This is a genomic window from Mycobacterium sp. 852014-52144_SCH5372336 (assembly GCF_001665615.1).
Classification (GTDB): domain Bacteria; phylum Actinomycetota; class Actinomycetes; order Mycobacteriales; family Mycobacteriaceae; genus Mycobacterium; species Mycobacterium neumannii_A.
Genome location: NZ_LZSW01000059.1, coordinates 462,893 through 483,839, shown reverse-complemented (window position 1 = coordinate 483,839; position 20,947 = coordinate 462,893). Strand labels below are relative to the sequence as shown.

General features: G+C 66.4%; 20 protein-coding genes. 11 read left to right on the top strand and 9 right to left on the bottom strand.

Going from position 1 to position 20,947, the window contains the following annotated elements:
* Window positions 1–209: 209 nt before the first annotated feature.
* Window positions 210–713: a methylated-DNA--[protein]-cysteine S-methyltransferase gene (locus A5759_RS22145; protein WP_068201283.1), complete on the bottom strand. Its 504-nt coding sequence runs from the start codon at window positions 711–713 to the stop codon at window positions 210–212.
* A gap of 245 nt (window positions 714–958) precedes the next feature.
* Here A5759_RS22145 and A5759_RS22140 point away from each other — a divergent pair, with 245 nt between their 5' ends.
* Window positions 959–1,525: a dihydrofolate reductase family protein gene (locus A5759_RS22140; protein WP_068201194.1), complete on the top strand. Its 567-nt coding sequence runs from the start codon at window positions 959–961 to the stop codon at window positions 1,523–1,525.
* A gap of 68 nt (window positions 1,526–1,593) precedes the next feature.
* Here A5759_RS22140 and A5759_RS22135 read toward each other — a convergent pair whose 3' ends face one another.
* Entirely contained in the window at window positions 1,594–1,869 is a 276-nt protein-coding gene (locus tag A5759_RS22135) for a hypothetical protein (protein WP_068201193.1), read from the bottom strand.
* Between the two features lie 179 nt (window positions 1,870–2,048).
* Here A5759_RS22135 and A5759_RS22130 point away from each other — a divergent pair, with 179 nt between their 5' ends.
* Window positions 2,049–2,753 (top strand): TetR/AcrR family transcriptional regulator, encoded by a 705-nt coding sequence (locus A5759_RS22130; RefSeq protein WP_068201190.1) that lies wholly within the window; start codon window positions 2,049–2,051, stop codon window positions 2,751–2,753.
* Here the strand turns inward: A5759_RS22130 and A5759_RS22125 are convergent.
* Window positions 2,750–4,243 (bottom strand): DNA-3-methyladenine glycosylase 2 family protein, encoded by a 1,494-nt coding sequence (locus tag A5759_RS22125; protein WP_068201188.1) that lies wholly within the window; start codon window positions 4,241–4,243, stop codon window positions 2,750–2,752. The two genes, A5759_RS22130 and A5759_RS22125, sit on opposite strands and share 4 nt — an antisense overlap.
* 219 nt (window positions 4,244–4,462) lie before the next feature.
* Here A5759_RS22125 and A5759_RS22120 point away from each other — a divergent pair, with 219 nt between their 5' ends.
* Window positions 4,463–4,960, top strand: coding sequence for a hypothetical protein (locus A5759_RS22120; RefSeq protein WP_156616989.1), 498 nt, complete (start codon window positions 4,463–4,465; stop codon window positions 4,958–4,960).
* A 15-nt stretch (window positions 4,961–4,975) separates the two neighbouring features.
* Here A5759_RS22120 and A5759_RS22115 read toward each other — a convergent pair whose 3' ends face one another.
* A complete protein-coding gene (locus tag A5759_RS22115; RefSeq protein WP_068201185.1) occupies window positions 4,976–5,683 on the bottom strand; it encodes a TetR/AcrR family transcriptional regulator in 708 nt (235 codons plus the stop codon).
* Between the two features lie 82 nt (window positions 5,684–5,765).
* On the opposite strand from A5759_RS22115, the gene A5759_RS22110 reads away from it, so the two are divergent.
* Complete coding sequence (locus tag A5759_RS22110; protein ID WP_231984712.1) at window positions 5,766–7,217, top strand: cytochrome P450; 1,452 nt, start codon at window positions 5,766–5,768, stop codon at window positions 7,215–7,217.
* Window positions 7,218–7,255: 38 nt separating this feature from the next.
* Here A5759_RS22110 and A5759_RS22105 read toward each other — a convergent pair whose 3' ends face one another.
* Window positions 7,256–7,912, bottom strand: coding sequence for a TetR/AcrR family transcriptional regulator (locus A5759_RS22105; protein WP_231984711.1), 657 nt, complete (start codon window positions 7,910–7,912; stop codon window positions 7,256–7,258).
* A 65-nt stretch (window positions 7,913–7,977) separates the two neighbouring features.
* Here A5759_RS22105 and A5759_RS22100 point away from each other — a divergent pair, with 65 nt between their 5' ends.
* Together A5759_RS22100 and glsA are read left to right on the top strand one after the other, a co-directional pair.
* The gene (locus A5759_RS22100; RefSeq protein WP_068201180.1) at window positions 7,978–9,411 is read left to right on the top strand and encodes a carotenoid oxygenase family protein; all 1,434 of its coding nucleotides are present in this window, start codon (window positions 7,978–7,980) and stop codon (window positions 9,409–9,411) included.
* Window positions 9,412–9,420: 9 nt separating this feature from the next.
* A complete protein-coding gene (gene glsA / locus A5759_RS22095) occupies window positions 9,421–10,713 on the top strand; it encodes a glutaminase A (RefSeq protein WP_068201178.1) in 1,293 nt (430 codons plus the stop codon).
* Here glsA and A5759_RS22090 read toward each other — a convergent pair.
* The gene (locus A5759_RS22090) at window positions 10,702–12,303 is read right to left on the bottom strand and encodes an adenylate/guanylate cyclase domain-containing protein (protein ID WP_066843459.1); all 1,602 of its coding nucleotides are present in this window, start codon (window positions 12,301–12,303) and stop codon (window positions 10,702–10,704) included. The genes glsA and A5759_RS22090 overlap by 12 nt on opposite strands.
* 45 nt (window positions 12,304–12,348) lie before the next feature.
* On the opposite strand from A5759_RS22090, the gene nucS reads away from it, so the two are divergent.
* Together nucS and A5759_RS26405 are read left to right on the top strand one after the other, a co-directional pair.
* Window positions 12,349–13,020 (top strand): endonuclease NucS, encoded by a 672-nt coding sequence (nucS, locus tag A5759_RS22085; protein ID WP_064405525.1) that lies wholly within the window; start codon window positions 12,349–12,351, stop codon window positions 13,018–13,020.
* Window positions 13,020–13,316, top strand: coding sequence for a hypothetical protein (locus tag A5759_RS26405; protein ID WP_082962231.1), 297 nt, complete (start codon window positions 13,020–13,022; stop codon window positions 13,314–13,316). The genes nucS and A5759_RS26405 overlap by 1 nt, the downstream gene beginning before the upstream one ends.
* A gap of 9 nt (window positions 13,317–13,325) precedes the next feature.
* Here A5759_RS26405 and mce read toward each other — a convergent pair whose 3' ends face one another.
* A complete protein-coding gene (gene mce / locus A5759_RS22080) occupies window positions 13,326–13,799 on the bottom strand; it encodes a methylmalonyl-CoA epimerase (RefSeq protein ID WP_068201177.1) in 474 nt (157 codons plus the stop codon).
* A gap of 83 nt (window positions 13,800–13,882) precedes the next feature.
* On the opposite strand from mce, the gene A5759_RS22075 reads away from it, so the two are divergent.
* Genes A5759_RS22075 through A5759_RS22065 form a run of 3 tightly spaced genes read left to right on the top strand, consistent with a single transcriptional unit; the run spans window position 13,883 to window position 16,395 of the window.
* A complete protein-coding gene (locus A5759_RS22075) occupies window positions 13,883–15,064 on the top strand; it encodes an acetyl-CoA C-acetyltransferase (protein WP_068201175.1) in 1,182 nt (393 codons plus the stop codon).
* A 44-nt stretch (window positions 15,065–15,108) separates the two neighbouring features.
* A complete protein-coding gene (locus A5759_RS22070) occupies window positions 15,109–15,489 on the top strand; it encodes a DUF3817 domain-containing protein (protein WP_082962230.1) in 381 nt (126 codons plus the stop codon).
* 12 nt (window positions 15,490–15,501) lie between these two features.
* On the top strand, window positions 15,502–16,395 hold the full coding sequence (locus A5759_RS22065) for a tetratricopeptide repeat protein (protein ID WP_197506142.1): 894 nt from the start codon (window positions 15,502–15,504) through the stop codon (window positions 16,393–16,395).
* A 91-nt stretch (window positions 16,396–16,486) separates the two neighbouring features.
* Here A5759_RS22065 and glgB read toward each other — a convergent pair whose 3' ends face one another.
* Both glgB and A5759_RS22055 read right to left on the bottom strand, forming a co-directional pair.
* Entirely contained in the window at window positions 16,487–18,700 is a 2,214-nt protein-coding gene (gene glgB, locus A5759_RS22060; protein ID WP_068201171.1) for a 1,4-alpha-glucan branching protein GlgB, read from the bottom strand.
* A gap of 4 nt (window positions 18,701–18,704) precedes the next feature.
* Window positions 18,705–20,789, bottom strand: coding sequence for an alpha-1,4-glucan--maltose-1-phosphate maltosyltransferase (locus A5759_RS22055; RefSeq protein WP_068201169.1), 2,085 nt, complete (start codon window positions 20,787–20,789; stop codon window positions 18,705–18,707).
* Between the last annotated feature and the right edge of the window lie 158 nt (window positions 20,790–20,947).

Sequence of the window (20,947 nt, the reverse complement as noted above, 5' to 3'; positions counted from 1 at the left end):
CCGGAAGCTAAGCCTGCCAGCGCCAATGATACTGCCCCACCCGGGCGGAAAAGTAGGACACCGCCGAACACAAATTAAGCCCTGTGGCCCCCAATTCGATTGGGGGCCACAGGCATTTGTACGGCACGCACCTTTACCGGCGCACTCAATTCGGAGTGGCGCCCCGCGCTCTAATTGCCGTAATGATTGTCGTGGCCGTGTCGGCCGATTCAGTCGAACAACGTCAACGCCGGCGAGACACGACTCTTCTCCATGTCGAGCAGCGCCCTTTTCCTGTGGAGGCCGCCGCCGTATCCGGTCAGGCTGCCGTTGGCGCCGATCACCCGATGGCACGGCACGATGATGCCAATCGGGTTGTGTCCGTTGGCCAGACCGACCGCACGGAATGCACCCGCTGCTCCGATCTGGCGGGCGATCTCACCATACGACCGCGTCTCACCGTAGGGAATGGTCAGCAGCGCCGCCCACACTTTTCGTTGAAACGCCGTACCGACCATGTCGAGCTCCAAGTCAAATTCGGTGAGCTCACCGGCGAAGTAGGCCTCGAGCTGTCCGACAGCCTCGGGAAAGGCGCCATCGTCGGCTATCCAGCCTTCGCGACTGGGCTCATATGTCTGGTCGGCCATCCGTAGGTGCCTCAGCCGCGTGTCCTTGCCCGCAAGGGTAAGCGGACCGACCGGGCTGTCGACAACGCGAAAGTGCATGGCTTCCATCGCTTCTCCTTTGGCAGCCACCGTCCGTCTGGCATACGACCGCCGATGCTGGTCACCGGTTCTCGCCGAAGCGGCCAGCCCCGTCGTGGTCAGCTCACTGTGGATGTCGTGCACATCCCACGATGGCACGTGTCCACGGCTCAAGCTGGCGGAAATCCGACATCGTCGTCGCGAGTGCTCGCGGCGCCAGGACGACACGGTGTGGCATCGCGATGACTTCTGCCCTCCGGTGCAGTCTGATCGTCGTGGGCAGACTCATTTATGGCTTCAACGTGTCGGTGGACGGGTACATCGCGGACGCGCACGGCAGCATCGACTGGTCCGATCCGAGCGAAGAACTGCACCAGTACTGGAACGACTTCGAGCGGCAGACCGCCCTGTCGTTCTATGGGCGGCGGCTCTACGAACTGATGGCTGCGTACTGGCCGACCGCCGACGAGGCACCGGACGCGACTCCTTTGATCGTCGATTTCGCTCAGGTTTGGCGTGATATGCCCAAGGTCGTGTTCTCTAGCACCCTCGAGTCCGTCGACTGGAACTCGCGCCTGGAGCGCGGCGACCCCGTTGAGGTGGTGACAAAGGTGAAAGCCGAAACCGACGGCAATTTGGAGGTCGCCGGTGCGACGCTGGCCGCACCGATCGTGCAGGCCGGCCTGGTGGACGAGTATCGGATCCTGTTGGCGCCCACCGCGGTGGGCGGCGGCACCCCGTTCTTCCCGACCCTGCCGTCCTGGATCTCGTTGCGGCTGTTGGAGAACCGCATCTTCGAGTGCGGCACGGTCCTGCTGCGCTACGAAGCCAAGCACGACTGATCGGACACAGCTAACGGCCTGCGGTCGCACGATGGGCGAGCTGTAAGTGTCTCAGCCGCGAGAGGCGGTCAGCACCGAACCGTGACGTAGACCGTGCTGTAGCGGATGCGCTCCTGAGAACCGGTGGTACCGACGGGATCACGCACCGTGACGTCGTGTCCTTCGGCCACGCTGCTCACGTTGCATTGTGACAGCGGCGCTGTGCCCACGCGGTTGACGATGACCCTCTTGCCCTGGCTCTCGAGGTTGCGGATGGTGTCAATGGCGGTGCCGGGACCCGACGGCGCGGACTGCGCGACGCCGGCCAGGCCGACCGCCGAGAGCAGAACCGCCGCGGCCGCCACCGGCGGAAAGCATCGACCGTCGTGCCATGCGAGTCGCGGCGCCTTTGCCTTCGCTTCCGGTGTCTCGTCCGGTGTCGGTCGGTTCCATAGCTCGGCGCTCCGATCTCTTATCGGTGGTATCGAATAAGTGATATCGCTGATGTTATCAGCAGAACTCTGAAAGTGCTATCGTCGATAACATGCTGAAAACCGAACTCGAGCCGCGAGAGCGCATCCTTCGCGCGGCCGCCGACCTTCTGACGAGGGAGGGGCGCGATGCGGTCACGACGCGCAGCGTCAGTGCTGCCGCGGCGGTGCAACCGCCCACGATTTATCGGCACTTCGGTGATATGCGGCAATTGATCGGCGATGCCGCCAGCCTCGGCATGGTCGAGTACCTCACCGAGAAGCGAAGTCGACGCCTGACCGACGATCCGATCGAAGACCTGCGAGGCGGGTGGGATTCACATATCGACTTCGGCGTGCGTAATCCACACGTCTACGCAGTGCTGTATGGAGACCCGCGGCCCAACGCCAGACCCAAGGCCGTGGTCGAGGGCGACGCGATCCTGCGCTATCTGATGCAGCGCATCGCCGAAGCCGGCCGCCTTCGCGTCGACGTCGACCGTGCCGCGGAGATGGTGCATTCGGCCTGTCGCGGTGTCGCGTTCACGCTGATCTCGCAACTACCCGAGGACCGTGACCCCGGGCTGTCGCATGCGACGCGAGAAGCCATCCTGGCGGCCATCACGACCGAAGGCTGCGACGACCCGTTCGGCGACACCCGTATCGCCACCCGCGCAATCGCCCTGAAATCCGTGCTGGAGTCGGCTGATACGAAAACCCTCAGCCCCACCGAAGCCGCACTGCTGCGAGAGTGGCTCGACCGTCTCGCGCGGAGCTAGACCGAGCCGCTCGCTTTCGGAGGCCAGTCGTTGACCGCATGATCGAGGGCGGTCCACAGGTGCTGCGTCACGTAGGACCGCCACGGTCGCCACCGGGTGCCGTGCTCGGTGAGCGCCCGCGCATCGGCGGGCAGACCTAGTTTTTCGGCCGCCATCCGCACGCCAAGGTCGGTGACCGGGAACGCGTCGGGGTCTCCCAACCCCCGCATGGCGATGATCTCAGCGGTCCACGGGCCGATTCCGGGCAATGCCTGCAGCTGCCCACGCGCGCTGTTCCAATCGCAGCCGGCATCCAGCACCACGTCACCGTCGGCCAATGCGCGGATCAGCGACATCAGGGACCGTTGTCTGGACTTCGGGAATGCCAAATGGGTGGGGTCGATTCCCGCGAGATGCTCGACGGTCGGAAAGACATGCGTCAGACCACCGTTCACATCGGTGATCGGTTGACCGTACGCCGACGCGAGCCGGCCGGCATGCGTGCGCGCCGCCTTCACCGACACCTGTTGGCCGAGCACCGCTCGTACGGCCTGTTCCTGCTCGTCGACGGTGCGTGGGATGCGCTGCCCGGGAGCCTTGGCGACCAGCGCACTCAAGTCGGCGTCGGCGCCGAGTGCGTCGACGACCGCCTCGGGATCGGCATCGAGGTCGAGCAGCCGTCGGCAGCGGGCGATGGCCGTGGCGAGGTCGCGGAAGTCGTCGAGCGCGACGCGGCACTGCACATGGTCCGGCTGCGGTGTGAGACAGACGATCCCGTTCCCGTTGGGCAGGCCTAGGGTGCGGCGATAGACGCCGTCGCGCACCTCTTCGACGCCCGGCACTGCGCTGGCTGCCAGATGGCCGAACAACCCCTCGTATGCGAACGGGGTGCGGACCGGAAGCCGTAGCGATATGGCGCCCGCACCGTCGTCGCTTCGGCCCAGGCGCGTTCGCGCGCGGTGGCGCAATGCGGTTGGAGGTAGGTCGTACACCGTTCGGACGCTGTCGTTGAACTGGCGGATACTGGAGAAGCCTGATGCGAATGCGACGTCGCTGAACGGCAATTCGGTGGTCTCGATGAGCACACGTGCCGTCTGCGAACGCTGCGCCCGCGCCAGCGCGAGCGGATTGGCGCCGACTTCCGCCTGCAGGAGCCGCTCGACCTGGCGGGTGGTGTAGCCGAGCTTGGCGGCCAGCCCGGTGACACCTTCGCGGTCGACGATGCCGTCGGCGATCAGCCGCATGGCTCGCGCAACCACGTCGCCACGGACATTCCATTCCGGTGAACCCGGCGAGGCGTCGGGTCGGCACCGCTTACAGGCGCGGAATCCGGCCTTCTGGGCAGCCGCAGCGGTCGGATAGAAACGCATATTGCGGGCGTATGGCGGCCGGACCGGACAGCTCGGCCGGCAGTAGATCCCGGTGGTCAGCACCGCGGTGACGAACCAACCGTCGAACCGGGCGTCCTTGGACTGGACGGCCCGGTAGCAGCGGTCGAAATCGTGGTACATGCCACCCACTTTTACACGCAGCCCCCGACAGAACTGGCGGAAAACCGACATCGTCGTCGGAGGCTCATGAGTCGACGATCGAGACGGTTTGATCCAGCTAACGGGCCGGTTTCGGCGCGCTAACGATTCGAACCCGTCTGCCATTGTCAGGTGCGCGGATGCCGATGTCGTGGTGTCGTGGAAGCAATGTCGAATCGAGGGTGGGTTCTAGTCGGCGCCGTGGCCGCATGCTCGGCCGCGGCTGCGTTCACCGCGCCGTCGGCCGTCGCCGCGCCGGCATCCGACACCCGCGGCTACGTCGACTCGACCGCGCGTTGTGCGGCGCCCTACTCGGCGGTGGTGTTCGGCAGTACCGCCACGTCGCGCGTGGCGATCTGCGAGACACCCAACGGCAGCTATGAATACCGCGGAGTGCGGTTGCGCGACGGCGCCAAACTGATCAAAACCGCCGAGAAGTCGGGCAACACGTTCACGGTCGACAACGACGGGATCACCTACACCGTGTCCGAGGAATCGCTGATCCTCGCGGCGGGGTCGCGCGTCATCCGCGACGAGGCGATGCTGGATTTCCACGAGGTCTCCGCGTCGGGCCCAGGGACGTCGCCGCCCGCATCGAACCCGGGGGCGTCGCCGCCCGCGGCGAGTTCGGCCCCCACGACATCGCAGAAGCCGCTGCCACCACCGCTGCCCGCCGAAGTGGGGCACGACGACAGCTGACGGGACCGCAGCCGCTCAGTCGGCGACGTCGGACACCCGGCTCGACGGGGCGGCTCCGGCTTCGTGATCGCCCATCAAACGTCCTCGCGCGACTGAGGCGGCGCCGTCGCCGGTGATCAGCCACAGCGTGGTCAACTGAGAGATCAGCTCGTCGACGGTGATCGCCGCGGTGCCGTCGACGAAGGCCAGAACAGCATCGGCGGTGCCTCCGACCAGAAATGCCGGCGCGACCTTCGCCAGCGGGTCGCGGGCGAGTTCGACGCCGTGCACCGTGCGCGCGTGCTCGATGAGCACGTCGGTCAGGCTGCGCATCACCGCAACGCGGTGCGTGCGCAGACCCGGGGTCGCAGCGACCCCACCCAGCAGGACCCGCGCGCGGCGCGGATCGTCGACCAGGCTGTGCACCAACGCCGTGACGCACGCAAATGCCTGCTGTTCAACGGGTTTCGTCTGCGTTTGGACGGCAGCGCCTACGGTTGCGTCGCGGACGGCGGCGGCGATGTCATCGATCACGGCACCGGCCACCGCATCGACCTCGGTGAAGCTCTCGTAGAAGTAGCGCTTGTTGAGGCCTGCGTCGGCGCACAGGCGCTCGACGGTCACCTCGCGCCACTCGTCGCGGCTCATCGCCTCCAGGGCAGCCTCGAGCAGTCGCGACCGGCGCTGCTGCTGACGTTGCGCGCCGGAGACACCTCCATAGCTGCGCGGTGACGACGAGGCCATGGTTCCGATCGTCGCACCGTTGACAACGCTTCAACAAAACTGGCACGGTTACGTACCAGATAGTCGTCGAAGGGATCGGCCGATGATCAACCTCATGGACCCGCCGGCCTCACTGCTCGATGCGCGACAACGGCTCCAGGGGCGGCTTCAGGAGGTCGGCGCGACGGTCAGCGACCGGTGGCCCAGTCGCGACTGCCCGTTGGCGACACCGCCTGCCGGGTCCGGGCTCGCGCCGGTGATGGGCAATTACGGCGTGCCGTTCCTCGGCCACGTGCTGCCAACACTCGTCGATCCGTTGGAGTTCGCCCGCCGTCGGTACGCGAAGTACGGCCCCGTGTCATGGGCCGGCGGGGTCGGTTTCCGGGTCGTCGTGCTGCTGGGACCCGAGGCGCTCGAGGCGGCGTGGGTCAACCGGGACAAGGCGCTGTCGAGCACCCGGGGATGGCAACCGGTGATCGGACCCTTCTTCCATCGCGGCATCATGCTGCTGGATTTCGAGGAACACCGCGACCACCGGCGCATCATGCAGGGGGCGTTCACGCGCACTGCACTCAACACATATCTCACCGAGACTGCTGACGGCATCGACCGCGCGCTGGCCACCTGGCGGCCGGCGACCCGCTTTCCGATGTATCCGTCGATCAAACAGATGTTGTTGCAACAGGCGGCCGAGGTGTTCATCGGCACCGAAATCGGCGCGGAGTCCGACCAACTCATCCGCGACTTCCACGACACCGTGCACGGCGGGCAGGCCATCGTCCGCGCCGATGTGCCCGGCGGGACGTGGGCGCGAGGACTGCGGGCGCGAGAACGCCTCGAGCGCTACTTCGGCAGGCAGATCGCGGACCGCCGTCGCGGCGAGGGCGCCGATCTGTTCTCGATGCTGTGTCGCAGCGAATCCGACGACGGTCAACGTTTCACCGACGCCGACATCGTCAACCACATGATCTTCCTGTTGATGGCCGCTCACGACACCACGGCCATCGCCCTGGCCATGCTCGTCTATGAGCTAGGGCGAAACAGTCACTGGCAGAACATGCTTCGTGACGAGGCTGTCGCCCATCCGATCGATTCGCCCACCCTCGACGACCTGGAACAGTGCGCCTTGCTGGACGCTGCGTTCAAGGAAGTGCTGCGCATGTATGCCCCGGCGGGATCCCTGTTCCGCCAGGCGATTCGCGACACTGAGATCTGCGGGCACTACATACCGCGCAAGGCCCAGATCGCGATCAGCGTGCACGCCTCGATGCGGCTGGCCGACTGGTGGCCCGCGCCCGACACGTTCGACCCTTCGCGGTTCACCGACGCGACCAACCGCGCGGCGGTCAACCGCTATGCGTTCGCGCCGTTCGGGGGCGGCGCCCACAAGTGCATCGGCCAGCAGTTCGCCGATATGACGGTCAAGACGGTGATGCACAAGCTGTTGCGTCGCTTCCGCTGGAGCGTGCCCGACGGTTACCGCGTGCCGCTCACGTGGGGGACCGGACCCACACCGGCCGACTCACTGCCGATCGAGCTCGAAACTCTCACTTGAGATTTCGGTCCTGCGCGGCAGCCCATGGCGCGTGATGGCTACGACCCGAACAGGGTCGTCATCGCGGTCGTCAGAGAAGCCATCGTGCGGTCGCGCTCGTCACCCAGTCCGACCAGCGCGTCGACGGTCAACGGACCGAGGATCTGAGTCAGGCCGTGCCCCTCGTGCCCGAAGAACCCGGCGATCTCCAGCAGCACCGCACCGTGGCTGATGCTCCACAGCCGCCCCGCGACGGCCGCCTCCCCGTCATCGCGGATGCGCCCGGCCTCGATCATCCGGCGCACGCCGGTGAGTAGTGCATCGAACGACACCGCCCACTCGCTTCGGGCGCTGGCGCTGCCGGTGACCGTGAGGTCGGCGTGGTACCGGTTCAACGACTCGGCCGCGGTGCCGAACATCATCTGGTAGCGCTGGGGGTTCTGCAGCGCGAATTCCCGGTAGCGAGCGCCCATCACGAAGAAGTCCGCGACCGGGTCCTCGGTCGGTGCCACTTCAGTCAAAGCCCGCGTGAAGCGGGCGAACGACTCGCCGGCGATCGCGTCGATCAAACCCGACATGCCCCCGAAGTGGGTGTACACCGCCATCGTGGACGTACCGGTTTCGGCGGCCAACTTGCGCGCGCTGAGGGCGGCCAGGCCGTCGCGTTCGAGGATGCGGATGCCGGTCTCGACCAGGTGCTCTCGAGCGCCGCTCACCCTTGCCATGGTGCCATAACGGTGTTATACAGAGGGGGTCATAACACTGTTATAGGGATGTCCCGATGACGAACCGTTACCTCGATGGCGCCTTCGCGCCGATTCACGACGAGCACACGCTGACCGACCTCGAGGTCACCGGGACGATTCCCGACCACCTCGACGGTCGCTATCTGCGCAACGGCCCGAACCCGATCGGGGAGTTCGATCCCGAGCTGTACCACTGGTTCATCGGAGACGGGATGGTGCACGGCATCCGGATCCGCGACGGCAGGGCGGAGTGGTATCGCAACCGGTGGGTCCGTGGCCCGCAGACCGCGCGGGCCCTGGGAGAGCGGCCGCCAAAAGGGTCCTTCCCGATCTCGGGAATCGGCGCCAACACCAACGTCATCGGACATGCCGGCAAGACGATCGCGCTGATCGAGTCCGGCGTGACGAACGTCGAACTCACCGACGAGCTCGACACCGTCGGCGCATGCGATTTCGACGGGACGCTGACCGGCGGTTACACCGCGCATCCGAAGCGTGACCCGGACACCGGTGAGCTGCACGCCGTCTCGTACAGCATGTACCGCGGCAACACGGTGCAGTACTCGGTAATCGACACCGGCGGACGCGCGCGACGCACGGTCGACGTAGAGGTCGCGGGAAGCCCGATGATGCACGACTTCTCGCTGACCGAGAACCACGTCGTGTTCTACGACCTGCCGGTGACCTTTGACGCCGGTATGGCAGTGGAGATGACGGTTCCGCGCGGTCTTCGGTTCGTCTCCCGGCTGGTGTTGTCGGCCCTCATCGGCCGGGTCCGCATCCCCGACCCGATCAGCGCGCGGCAACCGCGGGGCGAAACCACCGATCGCCGCTTCCCGTACTCGTGGAACCCGCGGTATCCGGCGCGCGTGGGCGTGATGCCACGCCAGGGCGGCAACGCCGATGTGCGCTGGTTCGACGTCGAACCCTGCTACGTGTTCCATCCGATGAACGCCTACGACGACGGCGACACCATCGTGCTCGACGTCGTTCGTCACCCGAAGATGTTCGACACCAACCGGCTTGGCCCCGACGAGGGACCCCCGACACTCGACCGCTGGACGGTCGATCTCGCCGACGGCAAGGTCCGCGAATCGCGCATCGACGATCGCGGTCAAGAGTTTCCCCGTGTCGACGAACGCCGCGCCGGCAGACGCCACCGCTACGGATATGCGCCGAGTATCCGCGGTGGTGAAGCCGCCGACGTCCTGCTCAAGCACGACTTCATCGGCGGCACAACCCAGTCGCGGTCATTCGGTGACGGAAAAGTGCTCGGGGAGTTCGTCTTCGAGCCCTCGTCACCGGATGCCGCCGAGGACGACGGCGTGTTGATGGGCTATGTCTACGACCGCCGGACAGACCGCAGCGAGCTGGCGCTGCTCGATGCGCAGACCTTGGAAGACGTCGCGACCATCAGGCTACCGCACCGCGTTCCCGCGGGGTTCCACGGAAACTGGGTGCCGGCCTAGGATTGCGCCATGGCCGAACTGGTGCAGTCGTTCCTGGACCAGATTCGGGAGCAGCACGCCGACAACGACGACGGGGCGCTGGCCGACTACATCCCCGAGCTCAGACGCGTGGACCCCAAGGGATTCGGCCTGTCGTTGTCCATGGCCGATGGCTATGTCTATGAATCCGGTGACACGGCAATCGAATTCACCATCCAGTCGATATCGAAGCCGTTCACCTACGCGCTCGCGCTCGAGCGCATGGGCATGGACGCCGTCGACGCCAAGATCGGCGTTGAACCCTCCGGTGAGGCGTTCAACCAGATCAGCGTCGACGAAACCACCAAAACGCCGAAGAATCCGATGATCAACGCCGGTGCGATCGCCGCCGCCTCCCTGATACCTGGCGCCACGGTCGACGAGCGGTTCAACCAGATTCACGAGTTCTATTCGGCTTCTGCGGGCCGCGAGCTCGCAATCGATCACGACGTCTACGGTTCAGAGCAGGCCACCGGTAGTCGCAACCGCGCGATCGCCTACATGCTGCAGAGCTTCGGCGTACTCGACGGCGATCCCGACGAGGCTCTCGACGTCTACTTCCGGCAGTGCTCGATCAAAGTGACGAGCACCGATCTGGCCGTCATGGCCGCCACGCTCGCTCGCGGTGGCGTCGAGCCGGTGGCTGGGCGGCGCGTGGCCAGTGCGGCGGTCGTGCAACGCACGCTGAGCGTGATGGTCATGTGCGGGATGTACGACGCGGCAGGGGATTGGGCGAGCGCCGTCGGCATGCCCGCCAAGAGCGGTGTCGGCGGCGGCATCGCGGCCGTGCTGCCGGGGCAGCTCGGAATCGGCGTCTACTCACCGCGGTTGGACGCCAAAGGCAACAGCGTGCGAGGGACCGAAGTGTGTCGCACCATGTCGGCGGAGCTCGGCCTGCACTTCCTCGCGCACACCCGGGAATCCCGGTCGACAATCCGCAACGCGTACGACGTCGAACCGGGTGTGCGGGTTTTCGAACTGCACGGCGACCTATTGTTCGCCGGTGCCGAACAGGTGCTGCGCAGGGTCTATCGCGAGCGCGACGCATTCGACGTCGCGATTCTAGAGTTGTCACGGGTCGACGACATCGACGACGCGGCGCGTCGCATGTTCGCGGGCATGCGCGAATCGCTCGTCGCGGCCGGCAAGGAGGGCTACGTGGTCGACCCCGACCGGGTCCTGACCGCGAGCCACACCGAAGGCTTCGACGCCAGGGTGTACGGCACGCTCGAAGACGCGCTGAGCGCCACGGCGAACCTGCGCACCGGTGACTCAGGCGGGTAGGGCCAACCTCGTCGGCTCGTCGTGGCCCCGCAACGTCACCTCGTCGCCCAAACGCCAGTGGACGCGCTCGGTTTCGCTCGCGCCGGACACCGCATCAGAGCTGGCCAGTACGTGGCCGGGAGTTTCCTTGGCCAGTTCACATAGCCGTGCCGCCTCGTTGACGGGCTCGCCGATGACGGTGTACTCGAAACGTTCTCGGGCGCCGACGTTGCCCGCCACCGCTTCGCCGGCGGCGACCCCGATGCCGGCGTCGAACTCGGGCACCTCTTCGTGGATGCGCCGCGCGATCGCCCGCGCGGCGGCCAGCGCCGAATCCTCCGGGTTCTCCAGACGCACCGGAGCCCCGAACACCGCGAGCGCACCGTCACCCTCGAACTTGTTGACGAAGCCGTGATGACGATCCACTTCCTCGACGACCACCGCAAAGAACCGGTTGAGAAGGCCGACGACGTCGGTCGCGCGCTTGGACGTGACCAGCTTCGTCGACCCGATGATGTCGACGAAGATGACCGCGACATGACGCTCCTCGCCGCCGAGCTTGGGCCGTTGCTTCTCGGCCTCGGCGGCGACCTCCCGGCCGACGTGGCGCCCGAAGATGTCGCGCAGGCGTTCACGTTCCTTGAGCCCGTGCACCATCTTGTTGAACCCCCGCTGTAGCTCACCGAGTTCGGTGCCGTCGAAAACGACGAGACTGCAGTCCAGATCGCCCTCCTCGACGTGCTTGAGAGCCGAGCGCACAACTCGGACCGGGGTGGCGATGAGCCACGACAGCAGCCACATCAGAGTCAGCCCGAAGGCGAGGGCGATCACCGCGATGATCATCACGGCTACCGCGAACTGGGTAGCGGTGAGGTTCCGCAGCGCCAGTGTGAACACCGCGAGCAGAAGGATGCCGAGCACCGGCACCCCGGAACTGAGCAGCCAGACCGTCATCGTTCGCCCCATGACGCCGTGCGCCAACCGCCGCGGAGGACGACCGGCCTCGAGTGCCTGAGCGGCTATCGGGCGCAGAGCGAACTCGGTGATCATGTAACACGCGGTCGCCACCACGATGCCGGGGAAGCCCACCGCGAGCAGGAACCGCGGAATGAACGCCGGGTCCTGCATGCCGTACAGCACGGTCAGCAGTACCGTGCCGATGCCCCACAGCAGAAGAAGCTTCTTGGCCACTCGCCATGGCGCCAGGAACACGTTTCGCTGGTCCTCGCGGGTGGGGGGCCGCTCCTCGATCGCCCACCGCAGCGAGCCGACGGTGCGCGAAGTGATCCAGGTCGTGCCGAAGACGAGCGCGACCACCATGTAGGCCGGCACCACGCCCCAGGTCAGCCAGGCCGGTGCGTCGGTGAAGACACTGGGAACCGGGATGGCGACCCCGTTGAGCAGCAGCGAGACCGCGATGCCGAGGATGTTGGTGAACAGTATGAAGAACGTCAGGATCACCTGGATACGGACGCGTCGGCGCGCCTGACTTTCTTGGGGCTTTCCGAGTAACCACGACCCGTATTCCGGGGTGCCCAACCGTCCACTCTGGCGGGTCACCGTCTCCAGGACGCGACCCAGCCGATGTGCGACGCTCCTGTTGGCGGTCATCGTCCCCTCAGCCTAAATTGCCGGGCGGCCACTTAAGGTGGTCGGGTGCGTCTCGTGATCGCCCAGTGCACTGTCGACTACGTCGGACGCCTGACCGCTCACCTGCCTTCGGCGCGGCGGCTGCTGCTGATCAAGGCGGATGGTTCGGTGAGCGTGCACGCCGACGACCGTGCCTACAAACCGCTGAACTGGATGACCCCGCCGTGTCGCCTCACCGAGGACACCTCCGGCCCGACGCCCGTCTGGGTGGTCGAGAACAAGGCCGGTGAGCAGCTGCGGATCACGGTCGAAGACATCGAGCACGACTCGAGCCACGAGCTCGGCGTGGATCCCGGCCTGGTCAAGGACGGCGTAGAAGCACATCTGCAGGAGCTGCTGGCCGAGCATGTCGAGTTGCTGGGCGCGGGTTACACGCTGGTGCGGCGCGAGTACATGACCGCGATCGGCCCGGTCGACCTGCTGTGCCGCGACGCGAACGGCGGTTCGGTCGCGGTCGAGATCAAGCGCCGGGGCGAGATCGACGGGGTTGAGCAGCTCACCCGTTATCTCGAACTGCTCAACCGCGACAGCCTGTTGGCCCCGGTCGCGGGCGTCTTCGCCGCGCAGCAGATCAAGCCGCAGGCCCGCACGCTGGCCACCGACCGCGGCATCCGCTGTGTCACGTTGGATTACGACAAGATGCGCGGTATGGACAGCGACGAGTTCCGGTTGTTCTGATGGCCCGCAGGCGGTCTCGTCGGCGTTCCGAGCGGCCACCACCGTCGCTATCTGCGTCCCGCCGCGTCGAGACGGGGCCCGACGGCCACGAGTACGAGGTTCGTCCGATCGCCGCCGCGCGTGCCACCAAGACGTACCGGTGTCCCGGATGTGATCACGAAATCCGGCCCGGGACAGCACATGTCGTGGTACTTCCGGCCGATATGGGGGAGCGGGCGGTCGACGACCGTCGGCACTGGCACACGCCGTGCTGGACGCACCGCGCGACGCGCGGCCCCACCCGCAGGTGGTCCTAGTGGTCGCCGTCAGTGCTTGTCGGAAGCAGGCTCGACGAGTTCGACGAGGACCCCGCCGGCATCCTTGGGATGAATGAAGTTGATTCGCGAGTTCGCGGTGCCGCGACGTGGGTCGTCGTAGAGCAGCCGCACGCCGTCGGCGCGCAGGCGCTCACTGAGCGCGTCGATGTCGCTGACGCGATAGGCCAGCTGCTGAAGACCGGGACCGCGCTTGTCGATGAACTTGGCGATCGTCGAGGTCTCGTCCAGCGGCGCCATCAACTGGATCTGCGCGCTGCCGACCGGGGCGCCACGCACCGAGAGCATCGCCTCGCGCACACCCTGATCCTCGTTGATCTCCTCGTGAAGAACGATCATGCCGAGATGATCGTGGTACCACTTGATCGCGGCGTCGAGGTCCGGGACTGCGATCCCCACGTGATCGATCGCCGTCACGAGTGCGCTGGCGAGCGCTGGACGTGCGTCTACGTGTTCGGTGGTCATAACGTAACGGTAACCTTGAGACAGATGTTTGCGGAATGTGTCATGGAACACACATCGCAATACCCACTTTTTGGAGGTAGTAGATGACCACGTCGGTGATCGTTGCCGGGGCGCGCACACCCGTCGGCAAGCTGATGGGCTCGCTGAAGGATTTCTCGGGCAGCGATCTCGGCGCCATCGCGATCAAGGGGGCGCTGGAGAAGGCCAACGTCGACGCGGCTGCCGTCGAGTACGTGATCATGGGCCAGGTCCTCACCGCGGGGGCCGGGCAGATGCCGGCCCGGCAGGCGGCCGTCGCGGCGGGCATCGGCTGGGACGTGCCCTCGCTGACCATCAACAAGATGTGCCTGTCGGGTATCGACGCGATCGCGTTGGCCGACCAGTTGATCCGTGCCGGCGAGTTCGACGTCGTCGTGGCCGGCGGCCAGGAATCGATGACACAGGCTCCGCACCTGCTGATGAACAGCCGGACGGGCTACAAATACGGCGACGTCACCGTGCTCGACCACATGGCCTACGACGGTCTGCACGACGTGTTCACCGACCAGCCGATGGGCGCGCTCACCGAGCAGCGCAACGATGTCGACCAGTTCACCCGCGCCGAACAAGACGAGTTCGCCGCCCGTTCCCACCAGAAGGCCGCAGCCGCTTGGAAAGACGGTGTCTACGCCGACGAGGTGGTGCCGGTGCAGATCCCGCAGCGCAAGGGCGACCCGTTGGAGTTCGCCGAGGACGAAGGCATCCGCGCCAACACCACCGTCGAGTCGCTGGCCGGTCTGAAGCCGGCATTCCGCAACGACGGCACCATCACCGCCGGGTCGGCCTCGCAGATTTCCGACGGCGCGTGTGCCGTCGTCGTGATGAACAAAGCCAAGGCCGAGGAACTGGGGCTGACGTGGCTGTGTGAGATCGGTGCGCACGGCGTCGTCGCGGGCCCGGACTCCACGCTGCAGTCGCAGCCGGCCAACGCCATCAAGAAGGCGGTTTCGCGCGAGGGCATCTCGGTCGACCAGCTCGACGTCATCGAGATCAACGAGGCGTTCTCCGCGGTCGCGCTGGCCTCGACGAAGGAGCTCGGAGTCGACCCGGACAAGGTCAACGTCAACGGCGGTGCGATCGCCATCGGACACCCGATCGGGATGTCGGGCGCCCGCATCACGCTGCACGCCGCGCTCGAGCTGGCCAAGCGTGGTTCCGGTTACGCCGTGGCCGCGCTGTGCGGGGCCGGCGGTCAGGGTGATGCGCTGATCCTCCGCGCACGCTGAGGTCCTACGACGGCGTGTAGTAATCGACACGTGTTTCGGGCACAATGGCGGCCATGACTCGCCTGAATCAGCGCACCGTCGCGGGATGGTTCCGTTTCGTCGCCCTGCTCGAGGCGGTGAGCTGGGCCGGACTGCTGATCGGCATGTACTTCAAGTACCTCGGCACCCCGCGCACCGAGATCGGCGTCAAGGTGTTCGGCCCCGCCCACGGAGCGGTCTTCGTGGCGTTCGTCGCGCTCGGGCTGCTCGCGGCCGTGATGTTCAAATGGGCGACCGGCACGTGGTTGCTGGGGATCGTCGCGAGCATCGTGCCGCTCGCCAGTGTGGTCTTCCTCATGTGGGTGGAGCGCACCGGCCGGCTGGGAGCGGAGTCCGTCGTCGCGCCGATCGCGCAACCGGGGCAGCCGGTCGGTGAAACGACGTGACAAACTATGGGCGTGAGTCGTCCACGCCCCTCTATCGCGGCCTCGATGGCCGGTGCGGTTGATCTGTCCGCCCTTAAGCAGCGGCCCTCGACGGGTGATAGCGAATCGTCTTCGCCCGCCGGTGGAGTGGAAGTCACCGAGGCGAACCTCGAAGCCGAGGTGCTGGTCCGGTCCAATCAAGTTCCCGTCGTGGTGCTGCTGTGGTCACCGCGCAGCGATGCCAGCGTCCAATTGGGTGATGCCCTCGGTCAACTGGCCACAGGGGACGGCGGGAAATGGGCGTTGGCGACGGTCAACGTCGACGTCGTCCCCCGCGTGGCGCAGATGTTCGGTGTGCAGGCGATCCCGACCGTGGTCGCGCTGGCCGCCGGACAACCCCTGTCGAGTTTCCAGGGCATGCAGCCTCCCGAGCAGTTGCGCCGGTGGATCGACTCGCTGCTGAACGCGGTCGCGGGTAAGTTGCCCGGCGGAGCGCAGGAGGGGGAGTCCGAAGAGGTCGATCCCGAACTCGCGCAGGCGCGTTCGCATCTGGACGCCGGTGACTTCGATGCCGCGCGCTCCGCGTACCAGGCGATTCTCGACGCCAACCCCGGTCACGCCGAAGCCAAGGGCGCCGTCCGCCAGATCGATTTCCTGCAGCGGGCCACTACCCGGACGCCCGACGCGATCGCCGCCGCCGACGCGGACCGCGGCGACATCGAGTTGGCGTTCGCCGCCGCCGACGTCGAGGTCCTCCAGCAGAACATCGCGGCGGCCTTCGACCGGCTCATCGACCTCGTCAAGCGGACGTCCGGCGACGACCGCACCACCGTGCGTACGCGACTGATCGAGCTGTTCGACCTGTTCGATCCGGCCGATCCCGAGGTCATCGCCGGTCGGCGCAAGCTGGCCAACGCGCTGTACTGACCTTCGACTCCTTTCGTCGAAGCCGACGAATTGGCGGTTTCTCGTTGTGTTTTTCCGCCATTGCGTCGGTTTCGGCGCAACCTGGCGTCCCCTACTCGGCGACGTATTCGAACCAGAGCGCGGACAGCGGGGGCAGCACCATGACCGCCGACGCCGGACGCCCGTGCCACGGCTCGTCGGTCGCCTCCACCGCACCGTAGTTACCGATGCCCGACCCGTTGTAGATGTCGGCGTCGGTGTTGAGCACCTCGCGCCAGGTGCCTGCGTGCGGCAACCCCAGGCGATAGCGGGAGTGCTCGGCGCCGGAGAAGTTGAACACGCACGCCAGCACGGAGCCGTCGTCGCCGTAGCGCAGGAAGCTCAGCACGTTGTTGGCCGAATCGTTGGCGTCGATCCAGCTGTAGCCCTCGGGTCGGGTGTCTTGGGACCACAGCGCCCGCCGGGTTCGGTAGACGGTGTTCATGTCGTGCACCATGCGCTGGATGCCGGTCGAGAAGCTGTTCTCGTCGAGCTGATACCAGTCCACGCCGCGCTCCTCAGACCACTCGGCGCGCTGACCGAACTCCTGGCCCATGAACAGCAGCTGCTTGCCTGGATGCGCCCACTGATACGCCAGCAGGCTGCGCAGCCCGGCGGCCTTGTTGTGGTCGTTGCCCGGCATCCTGCCCCACAGCGTGCCCTTGCCGTGCACGACCTCGTCATGGCTGATCGGCAGCACATAGTTCTCGCTGAACGCGTAGAGCATCGAGAAAGTGATCTCGTGGTGGTGGTAGCTGCGGTGGATCGGATCGCGTTTGACGAACTCCAGCGTGTCGTTCATCCAGCCCATGTTCCACTTCATCGAGAAGCCAAGGCCGCCAAGGTTCGTCGGCCTGGTCACTCCGGGCCACGAGGTGGACTCTTCGGCGACCGTCACAATGCCGGGGGCGGCCTTGTGCACGGTCGCGTTCATCTCCTGAAGAAACTGCACGGCTTCGAGGTTCTCGCGACCGCCGTAGATGTTCGGGGTCCATCCACCTTCGGGGCGCGAGTAGTCGAGGTAGAGCATCGAGGCGACAGCATCTACCCGCAGGCCGTCGATGTGGTACTCCTGCAACCAGTACAACGCGTTGGCCACCAGGAAGTTGCGCACCTCGGCACGGCCGAAATCGAAGACGTAAGTGCCCCAATCCAATTGCTCGCCACGGCGAGGATCGGAGTGCTCGTAGAGCGCGGTGCCGTCGAAACGGCCGAGCGCCCAGGCGTCCTTCGGAAAGTGGGCGGGCACCCAGTCCATGATCACGCCGATGCCGGCCTGATGCAGCGTGTCGACGAGGTGGCGGAACTCGTCGGGGGTGCCCAGCCGCGACGTCGGCGCGTAATACGAGGTGACCTGATAACCCCACGAGCCGCCGAACGGATGCTCGGCCACGGGCATCAGCTCGACATGGGTGAACCCGTTCTCGACAACGTATTGGGTGAGCTGGCTGGCCAGTTCGCGATAGCTCAGGCCAGGACGCCACGACATCAGGTGCACCTCGAGGGTGCTCATCGGCTCGAACACCGGGTTCTGGGCCGCGCGGCGCGTCATCCACTCGTCGTCGGCCCACGTGTAGTCGCTGCGGGTCACCTTCGAGGCGGTCTTGGGCGGCACCTCGGTCGCGAACGCCATCGGGTCGGCGCGCTCGCTGACCGAACCGTCGGCGCCGTGGATGCGGAACTTGTACAACCCGCCGATCTCGAAGCCCGGCCAGAACACCTCCCACACGCCGGTCGACCCGAGCACACGCAGCTGGGCTTCGTTACCGTCCCAGTGGTTGAACTCGCCGATCAGGCTGACGCCCTTGGCGTTCGGAGCCCACACCGCGAACGAGACACCATCGACGACGCCGTCGGGGGTGGTGTAGCTGCGGGGGTGTGCGCCGAGGATCTCCCATAACCGCTCGTGGCGGCCCTCGGAGAACAGGTGCAAGTCGACCTCGCCGAGCGTGGGCAGGAACCGGTACGCGTCGGCCACCGTGTGTACCTGGGTCGAGGCGTCGCTACCGGGGTAGTGCACCTCGAGCCGATAGTCGGCCAGCCCGGTGAACGGCAGTGCGACCGCGAACAGCCCGGCTTCGATGTGCTGGAACACATACCGCTCACCGCCGATGACCGCGACCACCTCGATGGCATGGGGTCGATAGGCGCGGATCACGGTGTGGTCGTCGTACTCGTGGGCGCCGAGCACCGAATGCGGGTCGTGGTGCTCGCCGGCCAGCAGCCGGTTGAGGTCGGCGGTGTGCGGCCGCAGATGTGGGCTGCTCGCTTGTTTGGTCTGCGTCATGTCGTCACTCCCTACGCAGCAGATTGAGTCGTTGGTCGGCGGGCACCTGCGGCATGTTCAACACGTGTGCCACCGCGCGCACCGGGTCGAGGCGCACGTAATTGGACTGGCCCCATTGGTATTCGTCACCGGTGATCTCGTCGCGGACCCAGAACCGGTCGTAGGGCTCCATCCCGAGGGCGGGCATGTCCAGCCACAGGGTGGCCTCCTCGGGTCCGAACGGGTTGAGCGTGACCACCACCAGCACCTGGTCTCCGGTGGCCGGATCGAACTTGCTGTAGGCCAGCAGCGCGTCGTTGTCGGCGTGGTGGAACGTGATGGTGCGCAACTGATGTAGGGCGGGATGCAGTCGACGGATCTCGTTGAGCCGGGTGATGAACGGCTCCAGCGATTCACCGTCGGCGAGCGCTGCGTCGAAGTCGCGGGGTCGCAGCTCGTACTTCTCGGAGTTGAGGTACTCCTCGCTGCCTTCCCGGACCGCACGGTGTTCGTACAGTTCGAATCCCGAGTACATCCCCCACGCCGAACTCATCGTCGACGCCAGCACCGCGCGGATAGCGAACATCCCGGGGCCTCCGTGCTGCAGGCTTTCGTGCAGGATGTCGGGCGTGTTGACGAACAGGTTCGGGCACGCGTAGTCGGCGTGCTCGGCGATCTGTTGGCCGAACTCGGTGAGCTCCCACTTGGCGGTGCGCCAGGTGAAGTACGAATACGACTGTGTAAACCCCAGTTTGGCCAATCCGTACAGCCGTGCGGGACGGGTGAACGCCTCGGAGAGGAACAGCACATCGGGGTGCTCGTTTTTCACCTGGCCGATCAGCCAGGCCCAGAAGTTCGGCGGCTTGGTGTGCGGGTTGTCGACCCGGAAGATCTTGACGCCGTGGTCGATCCAGTGCCGTACCACCCGCAGCACCTCTTCGTAGAGCCCGGCGGGGTCGTTGTCGAAGTTCAGCGGGTAGATGTCCTGGTACTTCTTCGGGGGGTTCTCCGCGTAGGCGATGGTGCCGTCGGGCAGCACGGTGAACCACTCGGGGTGTTCCTTGGCCCAGGGATGGTCGGGGGCGCACTGCAGCGCGAGGTCGAGCGCCACCTCCATGCCGTCGTCGCGAGCCGCGGCGACGAAGTCGTCGAAGTCGTCGATCGTGCCCAGGTCCGGATGGACCGCGTCGTGGCCGCCCTCGTCGCTTCCGATGGCCCACGGCGAGCCGACGTCGTTGGGCGCGGCGGTGACGCTGTTGTTGCGGCCCTTGCGGTGCACCTTGCCGATCGGGTGGATCGGCGGGAGGTAGACCACGTCGAAGCCCATCCGGGCGATCCGGGGCAGCGCCTTGGTGGCGGTGGCGAAGGTGCCGTGCACCGGGTTGCCCTTGGCGTCCCAGCCGCCGGTCGAGCGGGGGAAGAACTCGTACCACGCGGTGAACCGCGCCTCGGCGCGGTCGACCCAGACGCCGTACTGCTCGCCGCGGGTCACCAACTCGCGCAGCGGATATTCGTCGAGCAGACGGGTGACCTCCGGTGCCAGCGCGGCGCCGGCACGGGTGAACGGATCGCCCGGCTGGCGCAGCCGTGCCGCAGCCTCGATCAGCGGATAGCGATGCTGACGCGGCACACCGGTGGAGGCGCGTTCCAGCAGCCGGGCGCCGACCAGTAGGTCGTTCGACAGCTCCGATTCGCTCTGGCCCGCGTCGAGCTTGGCCGTGACGCTCTTGCGCCAGGTCGCGACCGGATCACCCCAGCCGTCCACCCGAAACGTCCACAGACCGGGGCAGTCGGGGGTGAACGCACCATGAAAGACGTCGGGAGTCCGCCCCGTCGTCATCGGCAGATGCTGCGGCTTCTTGCGCGGCGTAGCGCCGAGCACGGTCTCGATGGGCACCGCTTCGGCGGTCACCAGCCCCGGTGGATCGTCGGCGAGCTGGGGATATGCCGTGCCGTGGTAGCGCACCACCAGAGTGGCCGCGACGGCGTCGTGGCCCTCGCGCCAGACGGTGGCCGCGACCGGAACGATTTCGCCGACGACCGCCTTCGCGGGGTACCGCCCCTCGGAGACGACAGGCGCGACGTCATCGATCTCGATTCGACCGGCCACCTATCACTCCTCCTTCTGGCGCGGCCGCCGAAGTGCTCTGCCGGCACCGCCGGCGTGGCCGCTGTGTCGTCTTGGTCGCGTTCACAGTCAAGATGAATAAGCCTCGTCGCGCCCTATACCCACGTTAGTGCGCAGCCCAACCCGAAGCGGGCCAAGCA

What these genes read in the sequence shown, in the direction of transcription:
- A5759_RS22145 (WP_068201283.1), bottom strand. Translation starts at nt 713, where the DNA reads ATGGAAGCCATGCACTTTCGCGTTGTCGACAGCCCGGTCGGTCCGCTT.
- A5759_RS22130 (WP_068201190.1), top strand. Translation starts at nt 2,049, where the DNA reads ATGCTGAAAACCGAACTCGAGCCGCGAGAGCGCATCCTTCGCGCGGCC.
- A5759_RS22125 (WP_068201188.1), bottom strand. Translation starts at nt 4,243, where the DNA reads ATGTACCACGATTTCGACCGCTGCTACCGGGCCGTCCAGTCCAAGGAC.
- A5759_RS22115 (WP_068201185.1), bottom strand. Translation starts at nt 5,683, where the DNA reads ATGGCCTCGTCGTCACCGCGCAGCTATGGAGGTGTCTCCGGCGCGCAA.
- A5759_RS22110 (WP_231984712.1), top strand. Translation starts at nt 5,766, where the DNA reads ATGATCAACCTCATGGACCCGCCGGCCTCACTGCTCGATGCGCGACAA.
- A5759_RS22100 (WP_068201180.1), top strand. Translation starts at nt 7,978, where the DNA reads ATGACGAACCGTTACCTCGATGGCGCCTTCGCGCCGATTCACGACGAG.
- glsA (WP_068201178.1), top strand. Translation starts at nt 9,421, where the DNA reads ATGGCCGAACTGGTGCAGTCGTTCCTGGACCAGATTCGGGAGCAGCAC.
- A5759_RS22090 (WP_066843459.1), bottom strand. Translation starts at nt 12,303, where the DNA reads ATGACCGCCAACAGGAGCGTCGCACATCGGCTGGGTCGCGTCCTGGAG.
- A5759_RS26405 (WP_082962231.1), top strand. Translation starts at nt 13,020, where the DNA reads ATGGCCCGCAGGCGGTCTCGTCGGCGTTCCGAGCGGCCACCACCGTCG.
- mce (WP_068201177.1), bottom strand. Translation starts at nt 13,799, where the DNA reads ATGACCACCGAACACGTAGACGCACGTCCAGCGCTCGCCAGCGCACTC.
- A5759_RS22075 (WP_068201175.1), top strand. Translation starts at nt 13,883, where the DNA reads ATGACCACGTCGGTGATCGTTGCCGGGGCGCGCACACCCGTCGGCAAG.
- A5759_RS22070 (WP_082962230.1), top strand. Translation starts at nt 15,109, where the DNA reads ATGGCGGCCATGACTCGCCTGAATCAGCGCACCGTCGCGGGATGGTTC.
- glgB (WP_068201171.1), bottom strand. Translation starts at nt 18,700, where the DNA reads ATGACGCAGACCAAACAAGCGAGCAGCCCACATCTGCGGCCGCACACC.